The sequence below is a fragment of the Sphingobacterium olei genome, from assembly GCF_005048855.1.
GTDB lineage: Bacteria > Bacteroidota > Bacteroidia > Sphingobacteriales > Sphingobacteriaceae > Sphingobacterium > Sphingobacterium olei.
The window spans coordinates 368302-393064 of the sequence record NZ_SUME01000002.1 but is presented as its reverse complement, the minus strand read 5'-3'; the positions used below and the strand labels follow the sequence as shown (position 1 = coordinate 393064).

At 40.0% G+C, this 24763-nt stretch carries 19 protein-coding genes; 13 read left to right on the top strand and 6 right to left on the bottom strand.

Features of this window, described 5'->3' with window-relative positions; translation table 11 throughout:
- Positions 1-28: 28 nt before the first annotated feature.
- From recG to FAZ15_RS05960, 3 genes are all read right to left on the bottom strand, one after another.
- Positions 29-2134: an ATP-dependent DNA helicase RecG gene (gene recG / locus FAZ15_RS05970; RefSeq protein ID WP_136900401.1), complete on the bottom strand. Its 2106-nt coding sequence runs from the start codon at positions 2132-2134 to the stop codon at positions 29-31.
- Between the two features lie 59 nt (positions 2135-2193).
- Positions 2194-2595: a hypothetical protein gene (locus FAZ15_RS05965; RefSeq protein WP_136900400.1), complete on the bottom strand. Its 402-nt coding sequence runs from the start codon at positions 2593-2595 to the stop codon at positions 2194-2196.
- Between the two features lie 74 nt (positions 2596-2669).
- Complete coding sequence (locus tag FAZ15_RS05960) at positions 2670-4553, bottom strand: TonB-dependent receptor plug domain-containing protein (protein ID WP_136900399.1); 1884 nt, start codon at positions 4551-4553, stop codon at positions 2670-2672.
- Between the two features lie 110 nt (positions 4554-4663).
- Between FAZ15_RS05960 and FAZ15_RS05955 the strand changes: the two genes are divergently transcribed.
- Complete coding sequence (locus FAZ15_RS05955; protein ID WP_136900398.1) at positions 4664-6154, top strand: aminotransferase-like domain-containing protein; 1491 nt, start codon at positions 4664-4666, stop codon at positions 6152-6154.
- A 25-nt stretch (positions 6155-6179) separates the two neighbouring features.
- Here FAZ15_RS05955 and FAZ15_RS05950 read toward each other — a convergent pair whose 3' ends face one another.
- Both FAZ15_RS05950 and FAZ15_RS05945 read right to left on the bottom strand, forming a co-directional pair.
- Positions 6180-7094 carry an EamA family transporter gene (locus tag FAZ15_RS05950; RefSeq protein WP_136900397.1) on the bottom strand — a complete coding sequence of 305 codons (915 nt, stop codon included), beginning with the start codon at positions 7092-7094 and terminating at the stop codon, positions 6180-6182.
- Positions 7094-7480 (bottom strand): RidA family protein, encoded by a 387-nt coding sequence (locus FAZ15_RS05945; protein ID WP_136900396.1) that lies wholly within the window; start codon positions 7478-7480, stop codon positions 7094-7096. The genes FAZ15_RS05950 and FAZ15_RS05945 overlap by 1 nt, the downstream gene beginning before the upstream one ends.
- A gap of 206 nt (positions 7481-7686) precedes the next feature.
- Here FAZ15_RS05945 and nagA point away from each other — a divergent pair, with 206 nt between their 5' ends.
- From nagA to FAZ15_RS05885, 12 genes are all read left to right on the top strand, one after another.
- Positions 7687-8814, top strand: a complete 1128-nt coding sequence (gene nagA / locus FAZ15_RS05940; RefSeq protein WP_136900395.1) for an N-acetylglucosamine-6-phosphate deacetylase — start codon at positions 7687-7689, stop codon at positions 8812-8814.
- Positions 8815-8919: 105 nt separating this feature from the next.
- A complete protein-coding gene (locus FAZ15_RS05935; protein WP_136900394.1) occupies positions 8920-10581 on the top strand; it encodes a glycoside hydrolase family 10 protein in 1662 nt (553 codons plus the stop codon).
- Complete coding sequence (locus FAZ15_RS05930) at positions 10571-11242, top strand: N-acetylmuramoyl-L-alanine amidase (RefSeq protein WP_238387167.1); 672 nt, start codon at positions 10571-10573, stop codon at positions 11240-11242. Before FAZ15_RS05935 ends, FAZ15_RS05930 begins: the two co-directional genes overlap by 11 nt.
- Positions 11243-11315: 73 nt before the next feature.
- Entirely contained in the window at positions 11316-13373 is a 2058-nt protein-coding gene (locus FAZ15_RS05925) for a transglycosylase domain-containing protein (protein WP_136900393.1), read from the top strand.
- A gap of 48 nt (positions 13374-13421) precedes the next feature.
- A complete protein-coding gene (gene hpt / locus FAZ15_RS05920) occupies positions 13422-13961 on the top strand; it encodes a hypoxanthine phosphoribosyltransferase (protein WP_136900392.1) in 540 nt (179 codons plus the stop codon).
- A gap of 61 nt (positions 13962-14022) precedes the next feature.
- Positions 14023-15084, top strand: a complete 1062-nt coding sequence (locus tag FAZ15_RS05915; protein WP_238387166.1) for a DUF4271 domain-containing protein — start codon at positions 14023-14025, stop codon at positions 15082-15084.
- 13 nt (positions 15085-15097) lie between these two features.
- A complete protein-coding gene (locus FAZ15_RS05910) occupies positions 15098-15865 on the top strand; it encodes a uroporphyrinogen-III synthase (RefSeq protein WP_136900390.1) in 768 nt (255 codons plus the stop codon).
- A gap of 274 nt (positions 15866-16139) precedes the next feature.
- The gene (porK, locus tag FAZ15_RS05905) at positions 16140-17432 is read left to right on the top strand and encodes a T9SS ring complex lipoprotein PorK/GldK (protein ID WP_136900389.1); all 1293 of its coding nucleotides are present in this window, start codon (positions 16140-16142) and stop codon (positions 17430-17432) included.
- Between the two features lie 34 nt (positions 17433-17466).
- A complete protein-coding gene (gene porL / locus FAZ15_RS05900; protein WP_136900388.1) occupies positions 17467-18108 on the top strand; it encodes a type IX secretion system motor protein PorL/GldL in 642 nt (213 codons plus the stop codon).
- Between the two features lie 43 nt (positions 18109-18151).
- Entirely contained in the window at positions 18152-19675 is a 1524-nt protein-coding gene (gene porM, locus FAZ15_RS05895) for a type IX secretion system motor protein PorM/GldM (RefSeq protein WP_136900387.1), read from the top strand.
- Between the two features lie 19 nt (positions 19676-19694).
- Complete coding sequence (porN, locus tag FAZ15_RS05890; RefSeq protein ID WP_136900386.1) at positions 19695-20741, top strand: type IX secretion system ring subunit PorN/GldN; 1047 nt, start codon at positions 19695-19697, stop codon at positions 20739-20741.
- Positions 20742-20903: 162 nt separating this feature from the next.
- Complete coding sequence (locus FAZ15_RS05885; protein ID WP_136900385.1) at positions 20904-21776, top strand: cupin-like domain-containing protein; 873 nt, start codon at positions 20904-20906, stop codon at positions 21774-21776.
- Positions 21777-21872: 96 nt separating this feature from the next.
- Here the strand turns inward: FAZ15_RS05885 and FAZ15_RS05880 are convergent, their stop codons facing one another.
- On the bottom strand, positions 21873-24761 hold the full coding sequence (locus tag FAZ15_RS05880; protein WP_136900384.1) for a PD-(D/E)XK nuclease family protein: 2889 nt from the start codon (positions 24759-24761) through the stop codon (positions 21873-21875).
- Positions 24762-24763 lie beyond the last annotated feature (2 nt).

The window sequence follows — 24763 nt, the reverse complement described above, 5'->3', positions numbered from 1 at the left end:
TTAACAATACTGCAAAGGTAATTGTTTTTTAAGAGATTTTATCCCAATTGAAAAGAGGAGAGCGTCGGTTGAAGTAATCAACCAGCAATCTGTTTTTTTCGGAAGAAAGTGACGGATCTTCGTTGAATATCTCTATTACAGTTGCGCGAGCTTCTGTCAGCACAGCTTGATCACTGGCTAGATTTGCGATCTTCATATCTAGTACACCGGATTGTTGTGTTCCGGAAATATCACCGGGTCCACGCAATCGAAGATCAACTTCTGCGATTTCAAATCCATCATTGGTGCGGACCATTGTCTGTAAGCGTTGACGGCCATCTTTGCTTAATTTGTTTCCCGACATGAGTATGCAATATGATTGCTCCGCGCCGCGGCCTACGCGACCCCGTAGCTGATGCAATTGCGAAAGACCAAACCGTTCGGAATTCTCGATCACCATAACCGACGCATTCGGAACATTAACGCCTACCTCTATTACTGTAGTCGCCACCATAATTTGGGTTTCACCTTTGACAAATCGTTGCATTTCAAAGTCTTTGTCTTTTACTGGCATCTTTCCGTGTACGATGCTGATTTTGTATTGAGGCAATGGAAACTCACGCTGTAGATTTTCTAATCCGGCTTCCAGATACAGCAGATCTAGTTTTTCGCTCTCCTTGATCAATGGAAATACGACATAAACTTGCCTTCCTTTAGCGATTTCATCACGCATAAAGCCGAACATGCGCAAACGTGAACTTTCAAAAAAATGAACCGTCTTTATGGGCTTCCGTCCGGCAGGCAGTTCATCAATAATCGAAATATCCAGATCGCCATATAATGTCATTGCCAATGTACGGGGGATAGGTGTTGCGGTCATCACGAGCATATGTGGTGGAATGGCGTTTTTGCGCCAAAGTTTGGCGCGTTGCTCTACTCCAAATCGGTGCTGCTCATCGATTACTACAAAACCTATATTTTTGAATTTTACTTTGTCTTCTATCAGTGCATGTGTCCCAATTAGAATATCAAGCGTACCTTCCTCCAGTTCTCGATGTAGTATGCGACGTTCTTTTGCTGAGGTGGATCCCGTCAATAATTTGATCGTACAGATATCTTCGCCGAGCAGTTCTTTTAGCCCAATATAGTGCTGATTAGCTAGTATCTCGGTAGGTGCCATCATGCAGGCCTGGTAACCATTGTCTACGGCAAGCAACATGGACATCAAAGCAACCACTGTTTTACCGGATCCTACGTCTCCCTGCACCAGTCGATTCATCTGCGATCCGGTGTTGGTGTCCAGTCTAATCTCTTTTACAACGCGCTTTTGGGCGTTCGTAAGCGGAAAGGGTAGTCTTTTGGTAAAAAAGGTATTGAACTTATCTCCAACCCGATCAAATCGATGCCCCTTATATTTTTGCGTATTGAGTTGTTTGTTGCGTAATAAACGCAGCTGAATAAAAAATAACTCTTCAAACTTAAGTCTTTTGGTCGCTGCATTCAAGTCATTCACATGCTGTGGAAAATGGATAGCCACCAATGCCTGTGGATAGGGAAGCAGCTGATGGCGTTCCAAGATATAGTTTGGTAAACTTTCTTGAAGTGTGCGAAAAACGGTTTCTAGAGCAGTTTGTTGCAGGCGCTGGAGGCCTTTCGTATCAAGACTGAATTTTTTAAGCTTTTCAGTAGAAGAATACACGGGTTGCATGCTCATGTTCCCTACTTTCTTCTCCTGGGAGTTGTAAAGATCCATCTCCGGATGTGTAATGGATAGCTGTCCGTTGAATTCTATTGGTTTGCCGTAGATAATGTATGCGGAACCAATTTTTAGGTTTTTCTTTAACCAAGTAATACTTTGAAACCACACCAACTCTATCATACCGGTATCATCCCTAAGCTGGCCGACTAACCTGCGTGATCGTTTCTCACCCACTTCCTGAAGACTGATTAATCTCCCTAATACCTGTGCCCCGACTAAATCGGGATGAAGCTGTTGTATTTTATAGAATTTTGTCCGGTCAATATAGCGGAAAGGGTAATACAGTAATAAATCGCCAATAGTGAATACCTGCAGCTCTTTTTTGAGTACATCCGCCTTTTGGGGGCCTACACCTTTGAGATATTCTATAGGGGTAATTAAACTTAAATTAGCCATTCTATTGAATGGCTAATTTAAGAATTTTGTATGGGAGATCCGATATCAAATTACCGGATTTACAATTGTCCGCCTTCGTAAGCTAAAATAGGTTTGCCATTGTCACAGGTTACTTCTTTAGGAGGCATGACGTACATACAGTCTGACACAATATTATATTTTTTGTTGTAGTCATTTTCGGCTTTATTGTATTCTTGTACAAGTTTTAAAAAAGCTTCAATGTCTATTGTATTGGGATACGCAATGTAGCCTTTGGGGCCTCCGCAAGCTTTTCTGCCGATAGCAGTAAAATTCCAGTTTTCTGCATAGATGCATTTAGACGTATCAACAATATCTGATATTTGAGCGCGAAGTTCTGTTAGGTTTTTTTCGTCAACACCTTGCATTTGCGAATTACTCTTTTCACAAGCCGTAAGACTGATCACTGTGAATACAACAACAAACAATATACTTTTCATCATCTTTTTTTTATGGTTTACAGCCTAATCTCCTACTTATGGGTATCCGTAACATAACGAAAATAATCTCGATTATGCTACAGTATCGGCAATCTGTATTTCGCTCCGAGTGCAAACCATCTTCTTGGCATAGGCACGGCGGCTGTTTCGATGTACGATTGATTGAAAAGGTTGGTAATATCGGTATAGAAGGAGAGTTTGGACAAATCATATCCAATCCGCAGGTCTGATATCAAATAGGCAGCCTTCTGTTCTCTCTTCAACAGCCTGTTATTGAAGCTTACACTCAGTTGATTTTGTGTATACGTGGTCCTGAGCATCAATTGATGCTTCAGGCTTTCGAGGCTGTATTTTGAATCCATCCCCTCAGATCTTACCGTACTTACCGGAGTCAAAAAGTTGTAGCTTAATGTGTAGTGGAATCGCGATCTGGTATGAATCGGTACCGCCTGACTGGCTCTGAAATTTAATCCCTGCATTTTATTGTTGCCAAAATTGAATGGTTCATAAGGCTCATCTACAGATGCTCTTATCCGATCTATAAATCCAGAAATATCCCTGTAAAAATATCCTGTTTGCAATTCAAGATTAGATTTCTTGTAGAGCAGGGAAAATTCATATTGCCAGGCATTTTCCGATTCCAGATCAGGGTTTCCGATGTTTCCACCTGTTGCTGAGCGTTGGTCCAGATATAGATCGGTAAAAGAGGGGATGCGTTGACTTGATCCGATGTTGAAAGCCAATTTCCATCTGGGATGGAATAGATAGCCCACATCTACACCCGGAAAAACCTGCCATCCGTATTGGGTATTGTAATTCAGGTAACTTCCGACATTCCAGATCATGTTTTTGATGCGTTCGGTCTTAAACTCTGCATACACGCCATGATTATATCGGTGATGATCGCCGATGTTCGTACTGCTGATCTCTTCTGAGCGGCTTTCCAAACCAAATCCAACGTCGCCAACGGAAGTATTCCAGATCGAATTTACCTCTGCTGATAGCACATCCGTATGATGTTGAGACCGTGCGGTATTTAAATCGTGTCGAAAATAGCGGTAATCATCCGCATTATAGCGATAGCTCACGCGGGGGCGCAGACTAAACCTATCGCTGATTTGATGACTTGATGAGATACCAACTAATTTTGTTTCTACAATTTCATAGGATTCCCTGTCGCCGGGAGCGGCATAAAAACCGTTGGCGCCAAATTCATTGTAAAGGTACCCCGCGGTTAAGTCCAACGCATTCCGCTCGTCGATCTGTAACCTGCCTTGATAGAATAGTTTAGTGTTTTCTGTACTGCTGTTGTAACGTTGTCCGTTATATTTATCGTTGCTAATAGAGACGATGTGCTGATGCGTATTGAACGCAAGATTGCCCCCTACCTGTAGGCCGCCCCCCCAATATAATCCTTCGCCATCATTTTCCTCCTTCTCCTCAAAAGATGAACCGGCATAGGCATGAGCCGAAATACTGGACTGTTCGGGTTTTGTCGTCACTATATTTACAGCCCCCGTGAGCGCATTGATACCGTATATCCGAGCAGCGGGACCTCGTAGAATTTCGATCCGTTCGATGTTTTCTATGGATACAGGAATATTCATCGAATGGTGGGCTGTTTGCGGATCGGAAACTTTTATTCCGTTAACCAGCACCAAGACCTGCTCGAACGAACCGCCATCTATACTGATGTCAGCCTGTGCTCCGAATGGTCCGCGTTGTCGTATATCTACCCCACCAATAAAACTAAGAACTTCATTAATGGATTTTACGGGAAGGCGGTCAATCTCCTGCTTCGTAATGATTTGTATGTTTCGTACATTTTTATTGAATGGTGTTTGTAACCTGTTTTCAGATATGATGACTTCATGTAACACCGTGGAATCAACCGTAGTTTCCTGCCCGATAGAAATCAAAGGACTGATAAGAGAACAAAATAGTATTGACTTTTTTAACATTGTAAGGATTGTGTTTTAAGTTGTTTCTATAGAACTTTATCGTGTTCTTGTTTTAGTTTTGGCAAAAGTCGTATCTTTCCGGCTAATTCGAGTGTGCCAGTTTTTATAATATGAGTAGTCCGGTTGATTTACCTTTTTTGAGTTTTATCCAGTTAGACAGGAATGCATCGAGCCCTGTTTATATACAGGCGGCCCAGCAGATCATTAATGCCATTCAACGAGGTCATTTGTTGATAGGCTCTAGGCTTCCGGGTACGCGGAGTCTGAGCGATGTCCTACAGGTTCATCGCAAGACAGTGACAGCAATATATGCAGAACTAGAAGCACAGGGCTGGGTCGAAGTCTGTCCCAACAAAGGTACTTTTGTGATTAATCCCGAAGAAGGTGGATTAGCGGTCAAAACCTCGGATATGCCGGTATCGTTGGCAAAATATCCTGAAAAGACGGGTTATTTTTTCAGCAAATCAAATATATTGGACAGTCCTTTTGAGTATTCACACTGTAGCTACGGGTTTAATGATGGTGTTCCGGATATCCGGCTCATGCAGATGCATAATCTATCCCGTATTTATAGTGCAACGATGAAACGTAAAAGTAATCGTAAAAAGTTAGGCATGTACAATCAAGAAGGAAGCGAGTATTTCAAAGCACAATTGAGCACCTATCTCAATCTTTCAAGGGGATTGCACATCACACAAGAAAATGTGTTAATTACCCGAAGTACAGAAATGAGTTTATATATTATCTCTCAATTGTTGATTACTACCGGCGATCTGGTGCTTGTAGGCGAATTGAGTTTCTTTTCTGCCAATATGGTGTTTCAGAAATCTGGCGCCCGTATACAGATTATACCGATAGATGATCAGGGGATTCAGGTAGACTATATCAGGGATAATTTTGAACCGGGTTCCATTCGGTTGATTTATATTACCCCGCATCATCATTACCCTACCACGGTTACCTTAAGTGCGCAGCGTAGAATAGCTTTATTACAATTGGCGAGTGAATATGGATTTGTGATTATAGAAGACGATCATGATTACGATTTTCAATATGAACAATCTGCCGTAATGCCTCTGGCGAGTGCAGATACACAGGGGATGGTCATCTATATCGGGGCTTTTGGCAAATCATTGGCTCCCGGTTTTAGAACAGGTTTTGTGGTGGCTCCGTATAATTTAATGTGTGAGATGAGGAAATATCTCGGGATTATAGATCGGCAAGGAGATATTATTATGGAGCAGGCTTTAGGGGAAATGATCGAAGAAGGAGATATCAATCGTCATTTGAAAAAGTCACTTAAGGTCTATCGTGAAAGGCGTGATCTGTTTTGCGAATTATTAGTGGATTTGCTCCCCGAAGTGGTGTCTTTTAAAAAGCCCACAGGAGGACTGGCCCTGTGGACAGAATGGAATGTTCCGTTCTCGTTGTTGAAGTTTGCCAATAGCTGTATCCAGGATGATCTTTTTATTCCCAAAACCTTACTGTATCAAAACGCTAAAGTGACGGCTATGCGTTTGGGATTTGGTCATTTAAATGACTCCGAAATGGAACAATCGGTCGCTATTCTTAAATCAAGGCATGACAAAATGAGGTGCTAACTTTTTGCAAATCCGGGAAGTTAAACTATTTTTTAGATAACCGCTTTACGGTTTGCCAATTGAAAAGTATGATGGCAAGCGCAATAATGGCATAGGCGATATATTTATGGGGGTCGACGATTTCTTTAAAATAAATAACGGCTAAGGTAAACGCGATCAATGGATTAATATAAAGAAGTACACCTGTGGTGGTCGAAGAAATTTTTGTTAATGCATACATACTCATATAAAGTGGAATAATCGTAAATAGCACGGCAATGACGAGGATGGTAATCCAAAAAGTAGCGGAATCGGGGATGCTGTGCTGATTGAAGATCAACTTAGGAATGACGAATACAGCACAGATGAATAGCTGAACAGCGAGTACATTGAGTTTATCAAACCCCTGTGCTACGCGCTGAATGACCAAATACAATGCATACAACAAACCTACTGAAATAGACCATATTACTTCGGTTATCGAACCCGAAGCAAGCATTCCCACACTGATCATAGCTAATAATAATGCTACTTTTTTGACCGCCGACAATTGCTCTTTCAGCAGGATATAGGCCGAAACGGCTGTTAGTAGGGGACAAATCAAATAGGCAAAAGCTGCGGATTGTATACTAACGTGATTAACGGCATAGATATATGCAAACCAGTTTCCGAATATCAGGACAGACGCAAGCAAGGTCAACGAAATAATTCTTTTCTTTTCCGTGGGCTGCAACGATCGATAGTGGATTATGTCCGTATGCATTACAGATCTACGGAAAACTAAGATAAAACTCCACAGGATAACTAATGCCGTGAGGATTCTGTAATAAAGTATATCTTCAGCAGGGTAATTTTTTACCCATCGAATGGCAATAGACATAAACCCCCAAATAAGGGGTGCTAAAAAAGCCGCTAAGAAGTACTTTCCGCGGCTTTCCGATTGTTGTATTTCTTTTTTCACTACGCTTTCCAGGCAATAACCGATATTTCTACATTTACGTTCTTGGGGAGTGTTTTTACCGCTACACATTCGCGTGCCGGCTGTGCGGCATTAAAGTATTGGGCATACACCTCGTTAACCGTAGCGAAATCGCCCATGTCGCTCAGAAAAATCGAAGCCTTCACCACATCTTCAAATCCATATCCTACGTTTTTCAGAATAGCTTCTACATTCTTCAATACCTGATGTGTTTCGTCTGCCACGCCTGAAGTTACCAATTCCATCGTTTCCGGAATCAACGGAATCTGACCGGATACATATAATGTTTTATCGGCTTTGATGGCCTGATTGTAAGGGCCGATAGCAGCGGGTGCTTTTTCGGTATTTAAAATCTCTTTTTGTGACATGATCTATTTTATTTTGAAAAGAATATTTTATAAACAATAGCCAAGATGAATACCGAAATAGCGATAAGGTTCATTATTCGCATGGCACGAATATTAAATTTCGATGATCCCGATACTCTTGTCTTTTGATCTTGGTCCATAGCGCTAAGTTACGACGGTAGTGTGTAAAGCCCAAATAATTGCTGCACATTTTATTATATTGCAGGATGAATTGCAGAATAGCGTTGATCAATGGGATCATTTATAATCAATATGCTGTTATTAAACAGCAGAGTTTATTATTGGATGAAGAGCATATAGTCGGTATTGTCCCTATAGATCAGATTCCAGAAGATTACGAACATTTGGATGTCGCTGGAGCTTACATTTGCCCAGGAATGATCGATTTGCAAATTTACGGAACCGGAGATCAGCTGTTTTCCGCCGAACTGACACAAGAATCACTATATGCTATTGAAAAACAGCTTTTATTGCAAGGCTGCACCTCTTTTTATTTGACGTTAGCGACCAATACGTTGGAGGTATTTAAGAAAGCCATTACTATTTTTAAACAATCAGATCCAACGGTTGCCTTGGGTTTACATTTAGAAGGTCCTTTTTTGAATCCGCTAAAGCGAGGAGCTCATCCCGAAGATTTAGTTATCTCCGCTTCTCCAACCCTGATAAACGAGCTGCTTTTGGACGCTAATGATGTTGTCAAGATGATCACCATAGCTCCAGAACTACTCGATGATGCGTGTTTGGATGTATTAAAACAATACAAGGTGCTGGTCAGTGCAGGGCACAGTGCAGCGAACTTCGAAGAGGCGTCAGCTTCTTTTAACAAAGGGATCGATGCGGTTACTCATCTTTGGAACGCGATGTCAGTCTTACACCACCGTAATACGGGACTTCCCGGAGCTGTATTCAATCACCAAACAGTAAGTGCTTCTATTATCGTAGATGGTATTCACGTTGATTATGAAGCGGTCAAATTAAGTAAAAAGCTTTTGGGAGATCGTCTCTTTCTTATCACGGATGCGGTAGCTTCTTGCCGTAAAGGTATTTATCAGCATGTTCTGAAAAAAGATCATTATGTTCTGCCCGATGGAACACTTTCCGGCTCTGCTTTGACGTTATTAAAAGCCGTCGAAAACTGCGTGAATCATGCCGGTATTTCGTTGGACGAAGCGCTAAGGATGGCGACCCTATACCCATCACGATTGATCAAAAATCCGTTAATAGGCAATCTGAATAGGGGGTCTATAGCTAATGTTTTGGTATTTAACGCGAATTTTGAAATAAAGCACGTCTTTCTAAAAGGTAAAGCGATAATGGGATCACAAAAGGAGTAAAATTGAAAATTTAGAGCGTTAAATATTGTAAAAAAATCATGGTAATAGCGTGATTTTAATTATGAAGCAAATCTTATTGTGTTTTTTAACGTAGCTTTGTAGACTATGAAGATTCAAGTTATCAAGTTTTTGACCCTATTGGGGATTGTGGCATGTTTAGTTTATTCATGCTCATCTAAACGTAATAAAACTCCGTTAATTAATCCTGTCGAAAGTACGGTCACATCTGTGAAGTTGGATACAGTAAAGAAAGAGCAAACTCCTGAGAAAGCCAAAGAGGCGTTGCGTGCGCCAGTTTATACACAGGTGGTCACACCTAAAGAAGAAGATACAAAAGAAGAAGATACATCTATTAAAGTAACGTTGCCTCGTGTTCAACGCGAATTTCGTGCGGCTTGGATCGCGACCGTTGCGAATATTAATTGGCCGTCCAAGAATAACCTCTCTACAGAACAGCAAAAAGCGGAAGCTGTTCAGCTGTTGGATATGTTAAAAGTTAATAACTTCAATGCGGTTATTTTTCAGGTCAGGCCATCTGCTGATGCATTGTACCAAAGTCAATATGAACCTTGGTCGTATTTTCTGACTGGCGAAACCGGCAAAAAACCGTTCCCTTTCTATGATCCGTTAGAATTTTGGGTTGAAGAAGCGCATAAAAGAGGTTTGGAGCTACATGTTTGGCTTAATCCCTATCGCGCCCATCATACCAATGGTGGATCCGTAACCGAGCAATCCATGGTCAATCGTGCATCCGACCACGTCGTGCGGTTAAAAAATGGAATGTATTGGTTTGATCCTGCCGATCAGCGCACGCAAGATCACGCCGCTGCCGTTGTAAAAGACATTGTGAAGCGCTATGATATTGATGGGGTTCATTTCGATGATTATTTCTACCCTTACGCATCTTACAACGGGGGGGCAGACTTTCCGGATAACAAAACATGGAATGCGTATCGTAATGCAGGCGGGAACTTATCGCGTGCAGACTGGCGTCGATATAATGTAAATAAATTTATTGAACGCGTATATGCGGATATTAAAGCCGAAAAGAACTATGTCAAATTCGGACTTAGTCCCTTTGGCATTTGGAAGCCCGGTTATCCAGCCGGAGTTACAGGCTCTTCACAATACGATGAATTGTATGCAGATGCCAAGTTGTGGTTGAATAAAGGATGGATTGATTATTTTACACCTCAGTTGTACTGGCCTATTAATCCTTCGAAACAAAGCTTTACCGCACTCCTGAAATGGTGGCAATCAGAAAATACGCACAACCGTCATCTATGGCCAGGGCTGAACACGGTAGGTGTAAGCGTATCCGACAAGCCTACGGAGATTGTGAACCAAATCGAGGCGACACGACAAATTACACCAAACAGTGTGGGCGCAGTACATTGGAGTATAGCTGGGCTTACAAAGAGCCCGGCGATGCTAAGCCGGATTAGTAACGGACCGTACAAGCAAAAATCGCTTATTCCTAAAAGTCCTTGGCTGGCGGCCAATCCGCTTTTACAACCCACGTTATTGCTGACAATGGAAAACGGCAATATTTTTGCTAAATGGTTACATAAACAACCCGATCAAGTTTTCCATTGGGTGCTTTACAGTCGCTATGGCGATACTTGGGAAACAGAGATCTTGGACGCAAATATCACAGCGATGGAATTTGGAAAGTCCAAAAATGGTAAAAATTTGAATGCTGTAGCCGTTCAAGCAATAGACCGCTTAGGCAACGAGAGCGAATATATGGCGAAAAGTGTTAAGTAGATATGCAATATTCTTGATGTTGATCTGTGTTTTTGGTTTTTCCCTCCTAAAAGCACAGCAGAAACCGCTTATCTATAAACGTCCTATTACTTGGAATTCGGAGCGGGAGCGCCTGTCTTTGGAATATTTACTGAAGCGTCACGGAGTACACACCGATACCGCATTGATCATCCCTCGAATGGTTGTGGTGCATTGGACGGGAAATATGAGCGTAAACGCCACGGTCAAAACGTTTAATCCAGTGTATCTTCCCGGACGGAAAGACTTACAGACGGCCAGCACACTCAATGTGTCCACGCAATTTGTGATTGGACGAAACGGAACTATTTATCAACTTTTACCGGAGAATTTCTTTGCAAGACATACTATTGGCTTAAACTATTGTGCTATTGGTATTGAAAATATTGGATCAGCGCAAAACCCGCTTACTGAAGCACAGTTAAATTCCAATACTAAATTAATAAAATATTTACGTTCTAAATATGCTATTGAATATGTGATAGGTCATCACGAATACCAGGCATTCAACGGTACGATTTGGTGGAAAGAAATGAATCCAACTTATATCACTGCTAAAACGGACCCTGGAGACAAATTTATGCATTCCCTCCGTGCACGATTAGGGCTAGATAAGCAGTTAAAAGTGCCTCATTTGTTATAGTTCCGTCCGAAATAGTCCTGTTTGTGAATACAAAGCATTTTATCTAAGTTTATTGGAGAATTTTTAAATGAGCATGTTAGATAAGTATCTGCCAAAAATAAACGCCAATCAAAAAAAATGGATTGGAATAATTGTCGTTACCTTACTCGTACTAGTGGGTGTGGGAGTAGCCGTAGGTCTGTCTAAAAGAGATATTTATCTTCAGGAAGCGGTTAGTAAGGCGCAACGTAAACTTAAGGAGACATATAAAGTAGATCTTCAAATCCAAAAATATCAGTTTGAAGGTCTTCGTACGTTGGTGCTGGAAGATGTTGTTGTGGTTCCCGAAGATCGGGATACCTTGGCGACGATCCAAAAATTGAGTGTCTCTATCCGACTTTTTCCGTTGTTGTTTGGCAATATTAAAATTGCAGCTCTCCATTTGTACGATGGAAAGGTTGCCTTTGTCAAGAAAGATTCGGTGAGCAACTATGACTTTTTGTTCCGAAAAAAAGAAAAGGACACAACCGTCATAGAAGAGCCAACAGAACGCAATTTTGCGGAGTTCGTTGAAAAAATTGCAAAGCAGGTATTTTCGAAAATACCGAATGACATGCAAATGGTGAACGTTGAAGTCTCCTATAAGGATGAGAATACATCGCAAAAGATTCGGATTCCAGAAGCAATCATTGATGATGGAGATTTTGAAACCAGTATGTTCTTAAACGAACACGATGCCGAATGGATACTGAACGGACATGTCGACGGAGACGCACAGCAGCTCAAAGTAGCCATTTCTGCAAAAGATAAAAATACGGAAGTTCCTTTCTTGAAGAGTAAATATGGGTTGAAAGTAAGTTTCGATAAGCTGGTTTTCGATCTCAACCGGATTAAGAAACAAAGTAAGAACCTGTTGTTTCTCGAAGGAGGATGGGAGTACGAAAATCTTGTGGTCAATCATTATCGATTATCCGATCAGGACATTGTTCTTCCTCATGGCATAGCTGAGGGGGGGATTCAGGTTGCAAATGATTATATAGCCTTGAGCGAGGGTACCCGTGTAACAGTAGAAGATTTTACCGTAAGCCCGATATTGAAATATACATTAAAGCCTCAGCGGAAACTTGAACTGGCGATACATACCGGCAGGTTCAACGTCCAGCATTTTTTTGACGCCATTCCGCAGGGTCTATTTGAGAGTTTGGATGGTGTAAAAGTAGAAGGCGAAGTGAAATATGATTTGGATTTTTCGGTCGTATTGGACGATCCTGACAATCTTATATTTGAGTCGCGTATCGATGATGCAGATTTAAAAATTGTGAAATGGGGAAAGGCAGATATCAATAGCTTGAATTCCAGCTTTGTGTACGAAGCATATGATGATACGACGATGTTGCGAACTTTTGTTGTCGGTCCGGAGAATCCGAAATTCGTTTCTTTAAATAGCATATCAGATATCCTGAAAACAACAGTTCGGAACACAGAAGATCCTTTCTTCTACAAGCACAATGGATTTGAAGAAGAAGCGTTCAAACTGTCTATAGCGACAAATATTAAAGAGAAGAAATTTAAAAGGGGGGCTAGTACCATCTCTATGCAACTGGTGAAGAATGTATTTCTGAACAGAAAAAAAACGATGAATAGGAAACTGGAAGAAATCCTATTGGTCTGGCTCATGGAATCCTCTGGGCAGGTGAGCAAGGATCGGTTATTTGAGGTTTATTTGAATGTGATTGAGTGGGGAAGGAATGTATATGGGATATCGGAAGCAGCCAATTATTATTTTTTAAAGCAGCCAGCCGACCTGAATATAGGCGAAAGCCTCTTTCTGTCCAGTATTATTCCCCGCCCAAAAACGGGCTTGAACTCGTTCGATTATACCGGCCAGCTTAAACCATGGGTACAACGGCATTTTAATACCTATGGCTATATCATGCATAAAATGGGTGAACTGAAAAACATTTCTGTCCCCGATAATTATGGGTTCTATGAAGTCGTTTTACAACCCCAATTAAGGCCAGCGGCGCCCATAATGAGGGATACAGCTACGTATGATTTGGATGTAATTGACGAACATGAACAAATCATGCGTGATATCGAGATGGAAGAAAAAACAAAAAAATCTATTTTGGATAAACTATTTCCGCAATAAATAGATACAAAGCATTTTATCTAAGTTTGATAAAGAAAGGAATTAAGCATGAAGTCCATAGAAATAGACGATCTATATTTTGAACAGTTTATAGAATACGATCAGATCAAGAAACGTATCCGTTTGATAGGCATTGATCTCAATGTAAAGTATGAAGATAAGCATCCGGTATTTCTCGGCGTGCTTAACGGATGTTTTATGTTTATGGCCGATCTGATGAAGCAGGTGCACGTGCCTTGTGAAATGTCTTTTGTTAAACTGGCGTCCTATCACGGGGTCGATCAGGGGAAGGTAAGCGAATTGTTAGGTGTAGGTATGGATTTACAGGGAAGAGATGTAATCATTGTCGAGGATATAGTGGATACCGGTAAGTCATTAAAACATACGATGGATGCGTTGGAAGCGTTGGGGGTGAACAGCGTTGCGGTATGCACGTTACTTCTAAAACCTTCCTGTTTAACCTATCCATTTGATAATATCATGTACGTAGGGTTTGAGATCGAGAAAGAATTTGTTGTGGGTTATGGTCTTGATTACAATGGGCAGTGCCGCAATCTTCCGGATATTTATCGTCAGGTGATTAAGTAGATTACTCGCGTCTATGCGTTTCGCAGGCGCCTTTAACCGCCAATCGGTTTCAATAGTATGTATGAGTTCACGATGTTGGGCTTGTGAATGCAAAGCATTTTATCTAAGTTTGGGAGCAATGAATACGCTAGGCACGAAACGGCAACCTATAAAAAAATGGCATTATCTGTTGACTATATTTTTATGGTTGTTCGGTTTACATACGGTGAACTCGCAAGCCCGGCTGTCCATTGGTTATTCTCAAAATCAAGATACCTTATCTCAAGATGAAGATACAGCTGTTCGGTTGGATAGTGGGTTTAATCAGAACGTAGATGCTTCCTATTTAGATCTACTTTTTGTTAATCCAGATAGAGCACACTACTTTGTGGAAAAATATCGAGATAATCTTATTGTGAAAGGCAACGATTTCATGAGATGGATTACATTTTCGAACCATTTAATCGAAGAAAAAAGAATTAATATTATTCCTTCATTCCTTAAAGCCCAGCGACCCGATTGGATAATTGGTGTATTGATATTGTTAATCCTTGGTATTGGACTGATTCGATTTTTCTTTCCTGTAGATTTTCAGCGTATCATTGAATCTTATTATAACGAGCGGGAGCTTCAGCAGATTAGTAAAGAAGATAACATGATGACCTCTTGGCCTTATATCTTTTTGTATATAATCTTTAGTTTGTCCTTGGGGCTGTTTTTATTGATTTATCAATCACGATTTGACGATATAAATTCGCTTAATCCAGTGAATTTTCTTAAAATTTCGGGAATAGTTGCCTTACTTTTTGGGCTTAAAATATTAATTATTCGTATCATCGCTTTCATCTTTGAAATTGAACGAATGGTGCGGGAATACATTACTATACTTTACTTGGTGTATTTTAATAGTATGCTTTTTTTGATGCCGATGTTGCTATTTGTTACGTTTTTACCGACGTCCTACTTTAATTTTTTGTTAATTTTGTTTTTGATAATTGTATCTATTCTGTTTCTGTATAGGTTTTTACGAACAGCTTGGGGATTATTAGGTAATCATAAGTTTTCAATCTTTTATTTAATTCTTTATCTTTGCAGTCTCGAAATCACGCCGATTTTAATATTAGTGAAAGCACTAAGTAATTAAAGAAAAGAATTTTATGCAGATTGATGTAGCAAGAGCCAAAAAAGTAAAGAGCATTTTAGTCACTTTACCCAAACCTGAAAATGACAAGTCTCCATACTTTACTTTAGCAGAAAAGTATAATTTGAAATTAGATTTCCGTGGATTTATACATGTTGAAGGTGTATCAGCAAAAGATGTTCGTAAAGATCGGATCAATTTTGCGGATTATACTGCTGTCATATTTACAAGTAAAAATGCAGTAGATCATTTCTTTCGCGTATGTGAAGAGATGCGTTTTGAAGTGTCTGCAGAGATGAAATATTTTTGTATATCCGAAGCTATCGCGTTATACTTGCAAAAGTATATTCAGTATAGAAAGCGTAAAATTTTCTTCGGTAAGCAGACTGCACAGGATCTAGAAGAAGTGTTAAAAAAACATAGTAAGGAAAATTTTTTGTTCCCGTGTTCTGATGTTACCAACGAAGAAACGCAAAAGTGGTTACAGGAGAACGGTTATAATTTTACACCTGCCGTTTTATTCCGTACGGTGATAACGGATATTACAGATCTTAAAGATGTTTTCTATGATGTGATCGTCTTTTTTAGTCCTTCGAGTGTACAATCCTTATATGACAACTTTCCGGACTTTGTTCAGAATAATACCCGTATAGCTGCTTTTGGGGCGAGCACACAACAGGCTCTTTTAGATCATGGTTTGATCCTCGATATCCCGGCGCCAACACCAGCAGCGCCGAGTATGACTATGGCAGTTGAACAATATATCAAGCAGGTAAATAAATAGAACTTGTATGATTAGGAGCAATATTAGCAAAGATGAAAGTTACATGAAGGTTCTTGGGAGCCCTTTGAAATAGAATCTTTCAGAAAAAAAAGTAGTGAAGTCACTACTTTTTTTTATATTCAGAAGTTTTTACGTTAAAAGATGTTAAATGTAGTGTTAGGTTCACATTTTTTTGTTTTTTTTTGTGCGTGCTTTGTGGTAAGAAACTTAACCTGTAGTTGTACACGCTTTTTGAGAACGGATTATGGTAAATTAAGCTTAGAATTGAATTTTTATGAATTACAAACAGTATAAAATTGTATTTGGTCTTTTAATCGTGTTTACCTCGATGGTGAATATCAGTTGTAAAGGGCCAGGTAATTCGGGCGAATTAGTGGGTGTTAGACTTGAAAAGTTAAAGGCTAATAAAACCCCTTATGGGATGGTATTGGTCCCTGGCGGCACATTTATCATGGGCCAGTCCGATGAAGATATCACGTTCTCCCAAACCGCTCAAAATCGTCAGGTTACAATTGCGCCTTTTTATATGGACGATACAGAGATCTCCAACAGCGAATATCGACAGTTTGTATATTGGGTTCGTGATTCGATTCTTATCCACAATTTTTTGGGAGATGATACGTACTTTATACAGGGCACCAATGGCGAACGTTTTATAGATTGGGATAAAGTGTATAAAAAGTCGCCATGGGGAACCTCCGATCAAAATCAGAAAGAAAGATTGTCCAGTATGTATTATCAGGGAGAAGACCGCATCTTTGGAAAGAATGAATTAGATGTACGTCTATTGAAATATCATTATGAATGGTATGATTTGCGGGCTGCGGTAGATGGTAAAAGAGATCCCAATAAAACACGGTCAGATTTTATTATGCGGGATACCATGTTGGTCTATCCAGATACGACTGTTTGGCTAGCCGATTTTAGTTACGCGGCTAACGAACCGATGGTAAACGGATATTTTTCCCATCCTTCATTCGACGATTATCCGGTTGTAGGTGTAACATGGAGACAGGCGCAGGCGTTCAACTCCTGGAGAACCCAGCTGTTTAATAATGCAGCATCCAAAAACAAAGAAAATCCGAGATTTGACTATCAACTTCCATCTGAGGCTGAATGGGAATATGCAGCTAGAGGTGGTAAGATAGGTATGCAATATCCTTGGGGCGGTCCTTCAGCGCGTAATGCAAGAGGGTGTTTAATGGCTAATTTTAAACCCGGAAGAGGAAATTATATTGATGATGGGATTGCTTACACCGCTCCGGTTTATGCATATTTTCCAAATGATTTTGGATTATACAATATGGCTGGCAATGTGGCAGAATGGACGCAATCAAGTTATAACGAGTCCGCATACTCTTTTGTGCATGATATGAACCCAACTTATACCTATCATGCGAAACCAACAGATCACGAGACAATGAAACGTAAAGTAGTACGTGGGGGATCTTGGAAAGATGTAGGATATTTCTTGCAGAATTCGGCGAGACAATACGAGTATCAAGATACAGCAAAATCATACATTGGTTTTAGATCTGTAACAAAGTATGCAGGAGTAGCTTACTAACTATTTGAAATTATAAATTTATATCGACGAAAAAATGGCAAAGAAAAAGAAATTCGGTTTTAGTATCAATACATTGATCAATTGGGGTGCGACAGTAGTTATTATCGGTTTAATGTTTAAAATATTACATTTCAAAGGCGGTGAATGGATGATTGGCATTGGTCTAGCGGTAGAAGCCTTCTTATTCTTTATTATGGGATTCATGTCTGCAGAAAAAGATGTGGATTGGACGCGTGTTTATCCAGAGTTGGATGAGGAATTTAGTGGCGAACTGCCAACAAGAAGCGCATTTCCAAATATAGCTCAACCTGTTGCGACCGGCAATACCGTCGCCTTGGATAGACTGTTGCAAGATGCGAAGATCGACGAAAACTTGATCGGTAATCTAGGAGATGGCCTGCGTACATTCGGGGATAAAGTAGCTTCCATTTCTAAAGCAGCGGATACAGCTGTGGCTACCAATCAATTTGCTGACAAATTAAATGCGGCTTCCATTGGAGCTTCCCAATTGAGCCATGCTTTTGAGCGCGCGGCAGCAGATTTGCAAACCTTTAATGAATCTTCTGCTGATATGTTACAGTTTAAAGAACAGGTGGGTACTTTCAATAAAAATTTAACCTCGTTGAATGCCATATATGGCAATATGTTGTCTGCTATGAATGCGAATCGTTCATAAATAGTAGTTTGATCTAGAAAGCGAATAAGGGAAATTACAGATTATGGCAGGACAAAAAGAGACACCAAGGCAACGGATGATCAGTATCTTATATTTAGTGTTGCTAGGCTTAGTAGCACTAAATGTAAGTGATTCGATATTAGATGCGTTTAAAAATCTTGGTAATAGTTTAAATACCTCAACGCAAAATACGCAATCAGGTATTGATAATATGTTTCTCGCGTTTCGAGAAACCAAAATGAAAGAGAACCCTGAACGTGCACAGCCTCTTTTGACGAAGGCTGAACAGGCACAGACTTTGGTTGGTAAATTGACCACCAAACTTAAGGAGTATAATCAGTTATTGACCGCGGAAGGCGGCGGTATGAATGAAGAAACAGGTGATGTTCAGTTCAGAAGCAGTACCGATATTTCCGCACGATTGATGATTAATCAAGGGCGCGGTAAAGAACTTAGAAGTATGATCAATTCTACTGCTGCAGAATTGAAAAAATTAACAAATGATGAGGTAAGCTTTACTTTATCTGCGGAAGATCCTGCACCTCGTGGTGGTGTTAAAAAATCTTGGGAACAAGCTAATTTTGGCGACGGTATTCCATTGACGGCAGCTATCACAGCCTTAGAAAAAATTAATGCAGATGCAAAGAATGCCGAATCCGCAGTCGTAAAGCATATTTTTGGCAAGATGGATCAGGCAGTCGTAAACTTGGATAAGTTTGCCGCAGTAGCCGTTGCACCTACCTCGTATTTAATACAGGGTCAGCCTTATACTGCAAAAGTTTTTTTAACCGCTTATGATTCCAAGTCTTCGCCTCAGATTTCTGTAGGAGGAAGCGCTTTACCCGTTACAGAAGGACAAGGAACATACAGTGTTAACACCTCTAGTGAAGGGGTGTTTAATTGGAGAGGTACTATTCGTGTTCAGCAAACGGATGGAACGGTAAAAACGTACGAAACAGAACCGATGACTTATCAGGTTGCCCGTCCTTCAGCTGTCGTCTCCCCGGATGCGATGAACGTATTGTATATTGGTGTAAATAATCCAATTTCGGTATCGGCACCAGGTATCCCAAAAGAGAATTTGCTTGTTTCGGGTTCGAATGTTTCGATTTCTGGATCCGGCGGCAAATATACTGCACGGGTAACTTCTACAGGCGAGGCTACTATCAATGTTTCTGCGAAAATAGGAGACAAGACACAACAGTTAGGTAGTACAAAGTTTCGTGTGAAACGTATTCCTAAACCGACTGCTCGTATAGCAGGCAAAACTGGTGGGCGTGTATCTGCAGCACAATTGAGAGGGCAAAATGTCGTTTCGGCATCGTTGGATAATTTTGAATTTGATGCTAAATTTAGTATCACGAAGTTTAATATGTATATTGCTAAACCTCGAGTAGATCCAATAGGGCCTTATCAGTCTTCTGGAGCTTCGTTCTCGGGAGCGATGAAAACGGCGCTAGGTGGAATTACGTCGGGTTCTGTTGTAATGATCTACGATATTGTTGGGGTTGGGCCAGATGGGGTAGCACAAAACTTGGATGCGATTACATTCCAGGTAACGAATTAATACGAACAAAATAGCTATTATGAAGAAGATATTATTATCAGTAGCTGTCTTAGGATTTTCGTTGAGTACATATGCTCAACAGGAGAATTTGTCGAATAGCACAAAACCGGTTCAGGTATCAGATGATCCACCTGTGGATGGATACGTTGTGAAAACCGATATCGAAAATCGTAAGGTCGTTCCTTATGCTACTATCAGACAGACGGATGTAGCTTTTAGTAAGCGGGTGTGGAGGGAAATTGATCTTAGAGAGAAGTTGAATCAGGCTTTTGCTTCACCAAAATCTAGGCTTATGGATGTTATTGTAAAGGCTATACAAGCTGGCGAATTAACAGCTTACGATCCTACACCTACTGAAAATGACCCAAATGGAGATAGTTTTAAGAACGTACTACCTCCAGATCAAGTGATGGCTCGCTTGGGAGGAGATAGTGTGCTGGTGGAAGAGTATAATGAAAATAATGAAGTGATTAGTTCTCACTACGAAAGCAGGGCGTTTAGTGGTGAGAATGTGGTAAAGTTTCGTATTAAAGAGGATTGGATTTTTGATAAACAGCGATCTGTTTTTGAACCAAGAATTATCGGCATCGCTCCTTTAATCACACCAAATATCCCGGGTATGGACTCAAATATAGGTTTGCCGGTAAATAGTGATGGAGGAGCGGATGTAGAATCTGGGTATGATCCGTTTGATCCTTTTGCTGTTCCGGCCCAAAACGAGACAGCGGAAACAGCGGAAGTTCCGTCTAGTGATGTCCCTTTTCCTGTCGATAACGGTTCATTAACGATGACAGTTGATCCTACGCCTGCATTTTGGATTTATTTTCCAGAAGCACGCCACGTATTTGTCAATAAGGAGGTGATGAATAGGCATAATGACGCAACAGGATTGAGCTATGATGACGTATTTGTTAAAAGATTATTCTCAAGTTATATTGTCAAGCAGTCGAATACGGATGACTTGCGGATCAAAGATTATATTCGCGATGATATCGATAGGTTATTTGAATCCGAACGTATCAAAAAGACACTGATGGACTACGAACAAGATCTATGGTCTTATTAATTATACTGATGAGTAAGTGATATGAGTCACTTAAAGTTTTAAAATATTTCTACATATTGTCTAATGAGGATGTACATGGGAAATCTCAAAGAGAATTCTTTAAAGACAATAGAATGCAGAAATATTTTTTTTATGTTTGTATAAGTACTTAAAGGGAATATTTTGAAATTAGAACCAGTTAATAGTATCTCAGGAGTGACTCCAAAGGACTTTGTGAGAGATTATCTTAATAAAGGCCAACCGGTTATCATCAAGGATTTCATTAGCAAAGATAGTCCTTGTTGGACGAAGTGGAGTTATGACTATTTCAAGGAAATAGCGGGCAATGAAGAGATAGATGTGTATGGACGAGAGGAAGAATCTCAGAACCATGCTGCGAGTCCGCCGATAGGCCGAATGAGCTTTGGACAATACCTGGATACGATAAGTAATGAACCAACCGAGTTACGTCTTTTTTTGTTCAATCTGATGAAAATCAGACCTGAACTCAAAAAGGATATTATATATAATGACGTAACCGGAGGTAAGGTGATACAATGGCTTCCATATATGTTTTTTGGAGGGGAAGGATCTGCGACACGTAATCATTTTGATATTGATATGTCGCATGTATTTATTTCTCAATTTCAAGGGGCAAAACGAGTCTGGCTATTTCCAAATGATCAATCGGATCTGATGTATAAATTGCCATACAATTTTCACAGTATTGCAAATCCAAAGAAGAGCAGCGAACAAGATTATCCGGGCTTGCAATATTTGGAGGGTTATGAGGCTGTTATTTATCCGGGAGATACGCTCTATATGCCGGCTGGATGGTGGCATTATATTCAGTATGAAACAGAGGGATATTCCATATCTGTGAGAGCGTTGGCTAATTCTGTGAGCGAGAAATTGAAAGGTGCACGTAATCTGTTTGTCACACGCTATTTCGATGACACTATGCGTAAGATATTTAAAAATAAATGGCTTGATTATAAGATTGAGATGGCAAAAAAGAGAGCCAGTCGTGCTATTTCCAAGCGCACAAAAGAATAATAGGGTAAACCTATTTAAATTGAGGGAAGAAAAGGGTGGCATTCGCTACCCTTTTTCGTTTTTCTAGAAATGCATTTAATGCTGGTATTAGAACTGTCATAAAAGGTTTTCGTCTGTTTGTTGCATGGGTGTGTTACGATAGAATAGGGTATAAGGATCATTTTCGTAAATATGTGCGTCGGGATTATGTCGAAAGGGAATTTCAGCATTGAATATCTCTTCTAGAGTTGCTTTTAGAAAATCCACAAAATTTTTCTTTTGTTCTATTAAATACTCACCTTCCATTACTCCGAATTTGCCACTAAATAGTGTTCCATCTTCCCGCATTTTCCGCGCAACGTATAGATGCGGCTCCAAATTCCTTCGACCTGTTACTTGTTCGAAAACGTAGGAATAAAACAGGGTCTGTACAAGGGCTTTATTTTCCGTATTAGCAGCGAATACTTTGTCTATTTCTTTGAAAATAATACGGTCTCCTCCGGTTTTGTAGTCAACAATTCGGGTTTTGATTAGATTATCGTGTGTTATTACCTCATCCACACGGTCGATGATGCCGTACAGATTTACCGTTTCTGTTTTTCCAGATATATGTATCGGAAAATCTAAGATATAATCTTCGTCGTTTTCTAATTCAATAATTCTAAAAGCTTTATAGTTTTCCATATCATGTTGCAGATACATTTTAACGTATTCGCTCGCTATTTTGTGCATGATTCGTTGCAAACTATTTAAATCGTCCAAATTTTTGAACTCTGACAAATATTGATTTCCGATTTCGCGCACAATTAACGCATCCACATCCGCTAAATTTTCTTTCAACCTCTGAGTAGGCGTGAATTCGTTTATACCCTTAAAAGGCAAGAATATCTTTTCCATCACCTCGTGAATAACCGTTCCAAGTTTATTCATTTCAAATTCTTGGGTAATGGAGGGGGGCTCTTTAATTTCGGCGACATGTTTTAAGAAAAACTGTAGCGGAGACTGCAGATAAGTTGTTAATGCTGTTGCAGATATTCTGCGACCTCTTTCAATAAAGGTATGATACATTTTATCCCATACCTTTCCCCTTTTTTCTACTAATAGCTCTGTTGGAGGTGACGGGAAGAAAATAGATTGCTGTTGTGTTTTCTTTATAAAATTAAATTTGCTTTCAAACTCCAATTGTTTAATAAACCGGCTTTCTTCTCCTGTACTATTTTCGTCGACTATACTGTTGTAAAATACATGTATATGATCACTGTATTGAAAATGGCGGTAAAACAAGTAGGCTGATAACGCATCCTGGTTTTCTAAAATAGGTAAACCATAAGCTCTCCTCAGAGCATTAGGAAGAAAAGTAGGCGAATTAGAAGTTTTGGGTAATATTCCTTCATTTGCGCCAAGAATATAGACATTGTCAAAATTCAGACAGCGGCTTTCCAATAATCCCATAATTTGTAATCCTTTAAGCGGATTACCTTCTATTGCCGAGTTAACTGGTGCTATTGCTTTCTTAATTAATCCGATTTGAAAGGAAATGCTGAGTGGTTCAATTTTATCAAATCCCAATTTGAGTTGATATAAGGTTTTTTTTGTTTCCACCAAAAGGTTACTTTCAATTTGACGTATGCGATCCTGTTCTGCAATGGAGCTAAGTAGACGATCTACCAAATCAATCAAGGTGGGTATTACTTCATCACTTTTTATAATCGGTTTAAAGAAATTAGGGAGTACAGATGACTTGATGATCAAATCATCTACTCCCACTTCATAAAGCTGTTTATCGGCAATGTATTGTTGCAGCTGTAGCTTTTCCTTCTTAGACACCTTGGTAAGGGGATGATTGATAAAGGTTTCGACAGCCTGAAAAGAGATTTTGTCTTTTTTGAGGTAGGAAATGTCTTGGTGTACATCCATCCAAAGATCCAATATGCCGAATAGGGGAGATTGTACCAATGGGTAGCCTGTGGTAATATTGGGTGTGGCATCGGGCAAACTTTGCAATAGAGGAACCAGTAGGCTTTCGTCGGCCAACAGTATAGCCGAGGTTTTATCGGAGCTTTCCGTTTGTTCCAAAATCTCGTGTAAGAGTTTGGTTTGGCTTACTTTCCCGGTGGAAGCATATAAGTGTACGTCGGCAGTTCTCCTGCCAAGAATATTAGGACTCTCTCCTAACGCATTAATTAGACCGGTCTGATAGATATTCCTGCGGATAAATAGCCCTGCTTCCTGCTGTTTGTCTTCCAGATAATAAACATCTGCATCAAAATAAAATAAAGCTTTTCCTTCTTCCTGCCACTGCTTGAACAAAAAGGCTTCCGCATTATTTAGTGCATTAAAGCCCACAAATAAAACCTGTTTAAAATCTTGGATAACGTGTTGATTTTCGGCTCTTCCTTCTGCAAGATCGCGATAGATGGTCGGATAATTGGATTGCTTTTCGTGTCGTAGTTTTTCTTTGAAGGCTTTATATAGGATAGGTAACCTTTTCCATAATTTTAAAAAGCGTTGTTGAATGCCGGTATGTCCAGCAATGGAAAAGGACTGCCAAAACTGACGGATAAAATGCTGCTGCTCGACCGTGAAATGCTGGAACTCCAGATCGATTTTGGTCGTATCATACAGCTCCATATAAATATGATCGATATTAACCAAATCATAATCCAGTTGGCTAAAATCACTGAGAATGATTTCCGCTATGGGATAAAACTCTTCCAATGTTTCCAATTCATGCCCTTCATGTTGCAACAGCTCGTTGTGCAGCTGGTACAAATAAAAGAATTGACTCAATGAAGATGCTTCAGTCGCCGAAGTCGAAAGGCTGAAAAATTCTTGTATGGTAAAGAACTGTGGAGACCAAATGGCTTGTCCGTAGACATCCGCAAGATGCTTTTTGAGATAGGTGATTGGTCTTTTATTATTGAAGACGATGGCAATCTCCGGTAAATCATTTCCAAAACGATTCTTGATATCTTCGGCTACGTGTCGTAAAAATGGTTTGTTCATGA

Bases quoted from the DNA above. Each gene is read 5' to 3' on its own strand.
- porM (WP_136900387.1), top strand. From the start codon at position 18,152: ATGGCAGGACAAAAAGAGACACCAAGGCAACGGATGATCAGTATCTTA.
- hpt (WP_136900392.1), top strand. From the start codon at position 13,422: ATGAAGTCCATAGAAATAGACGATCTATATTTTGAACAGTTTATAGAA.
- FAZ15_RS05945 (WP_136900396.1), bottom strand. From the start codon at position 7,480: ATGTCACAAAAAGAGATTTTAAATACCGAAAAAGCACCCGCTGCTATC.
- porN (WP_136900386.1), top strand. From the start codon at position 19,695: ATGAAGAAGATATTATTATCAGTAGCTGTCTTAGGATTTTCGTTGAGT.
- FAZ15_RS05910 (WP_136900390.1), top strand. From the start codon at position 15,098: ATGCAGATTGATGTAGCAAGAGCCAAAAAAGTAAAGAGCATTTTAGTC.
- FAZ15_RS05915 (WP_238387166.1), top strand. From the start codon at position 14,023: ATGAGTTCACGATGTTGGGCTTGTGAATGCAAAGCATTTTATCTAAGT.
- FAZ15_RS05965 (WP_136900400.1), bottom strand. From the start codon at position 2,595: ATGATGAAAAGTATATTGTTTGTTGTTGTATTCACAGTGATCAGTCTT.
- FAZ15_RS05935 (WP_136900394.1), top strand. From the start codon at position 8,920: ATGAAGATTCAAGTTATCAAGTTTTTGACCCTATTGGGGATTGTGGCA.
- FAZ15_RS05955 (WP_136900398.1), top strand. From the start codon at position 4,664: ATGAGTAGTCCGGTTGATTTACCTTTTTTGAGTTTTATCCAGTTAGAC.
- FAZ15_RS05925 (WP_136900393.1), top strand. From the start codon at position 11,316: ATGTTAGATAAGTATCTGCCAAAAATAAACGCCAATCAAAAAAAATGG.
- FAZ15_RS05960 (WP_136900399.1), bottom strand. From the start codon at position 4,553: ATGTTAAAAAAGTCAATACTATTTTGTTCTCTTATCAGTCCTTTGATT.
- porL (WP_136900388.1), top strand. From the start codon at position 17,467: ATGGCAAAGAAAAAGAAATTCGGTTTTAGTATCAATACATTGATCAAT.
- nagA (WP_136900395.1), top strand. From the start codon at position 7,687: ATGAATTGCAGAATAGCGTTGATCAATGGGATCATTTATAATCAATAT.
- recG (WP_136900401.1), bottom strand. From the start codon at position 2,134: ATGGCTAATTTAAGTTTAATTACCCCTATAGAATATCTCAAAGGTGTA.
- FAZ15_RS05880 (WP_136900384.1), bottom strand. From the start codon at position 24,761: ATGAACAAACCATTTTTACGACACGTAGCCGAAGATATCAAGAATCGT.
- porK (WP_136900389.1), top strand. From the start codon at position 16,140: ATGAATTACAAACAGTATAAAATTGTATTTGGTCTTTTAATCGTGTTT.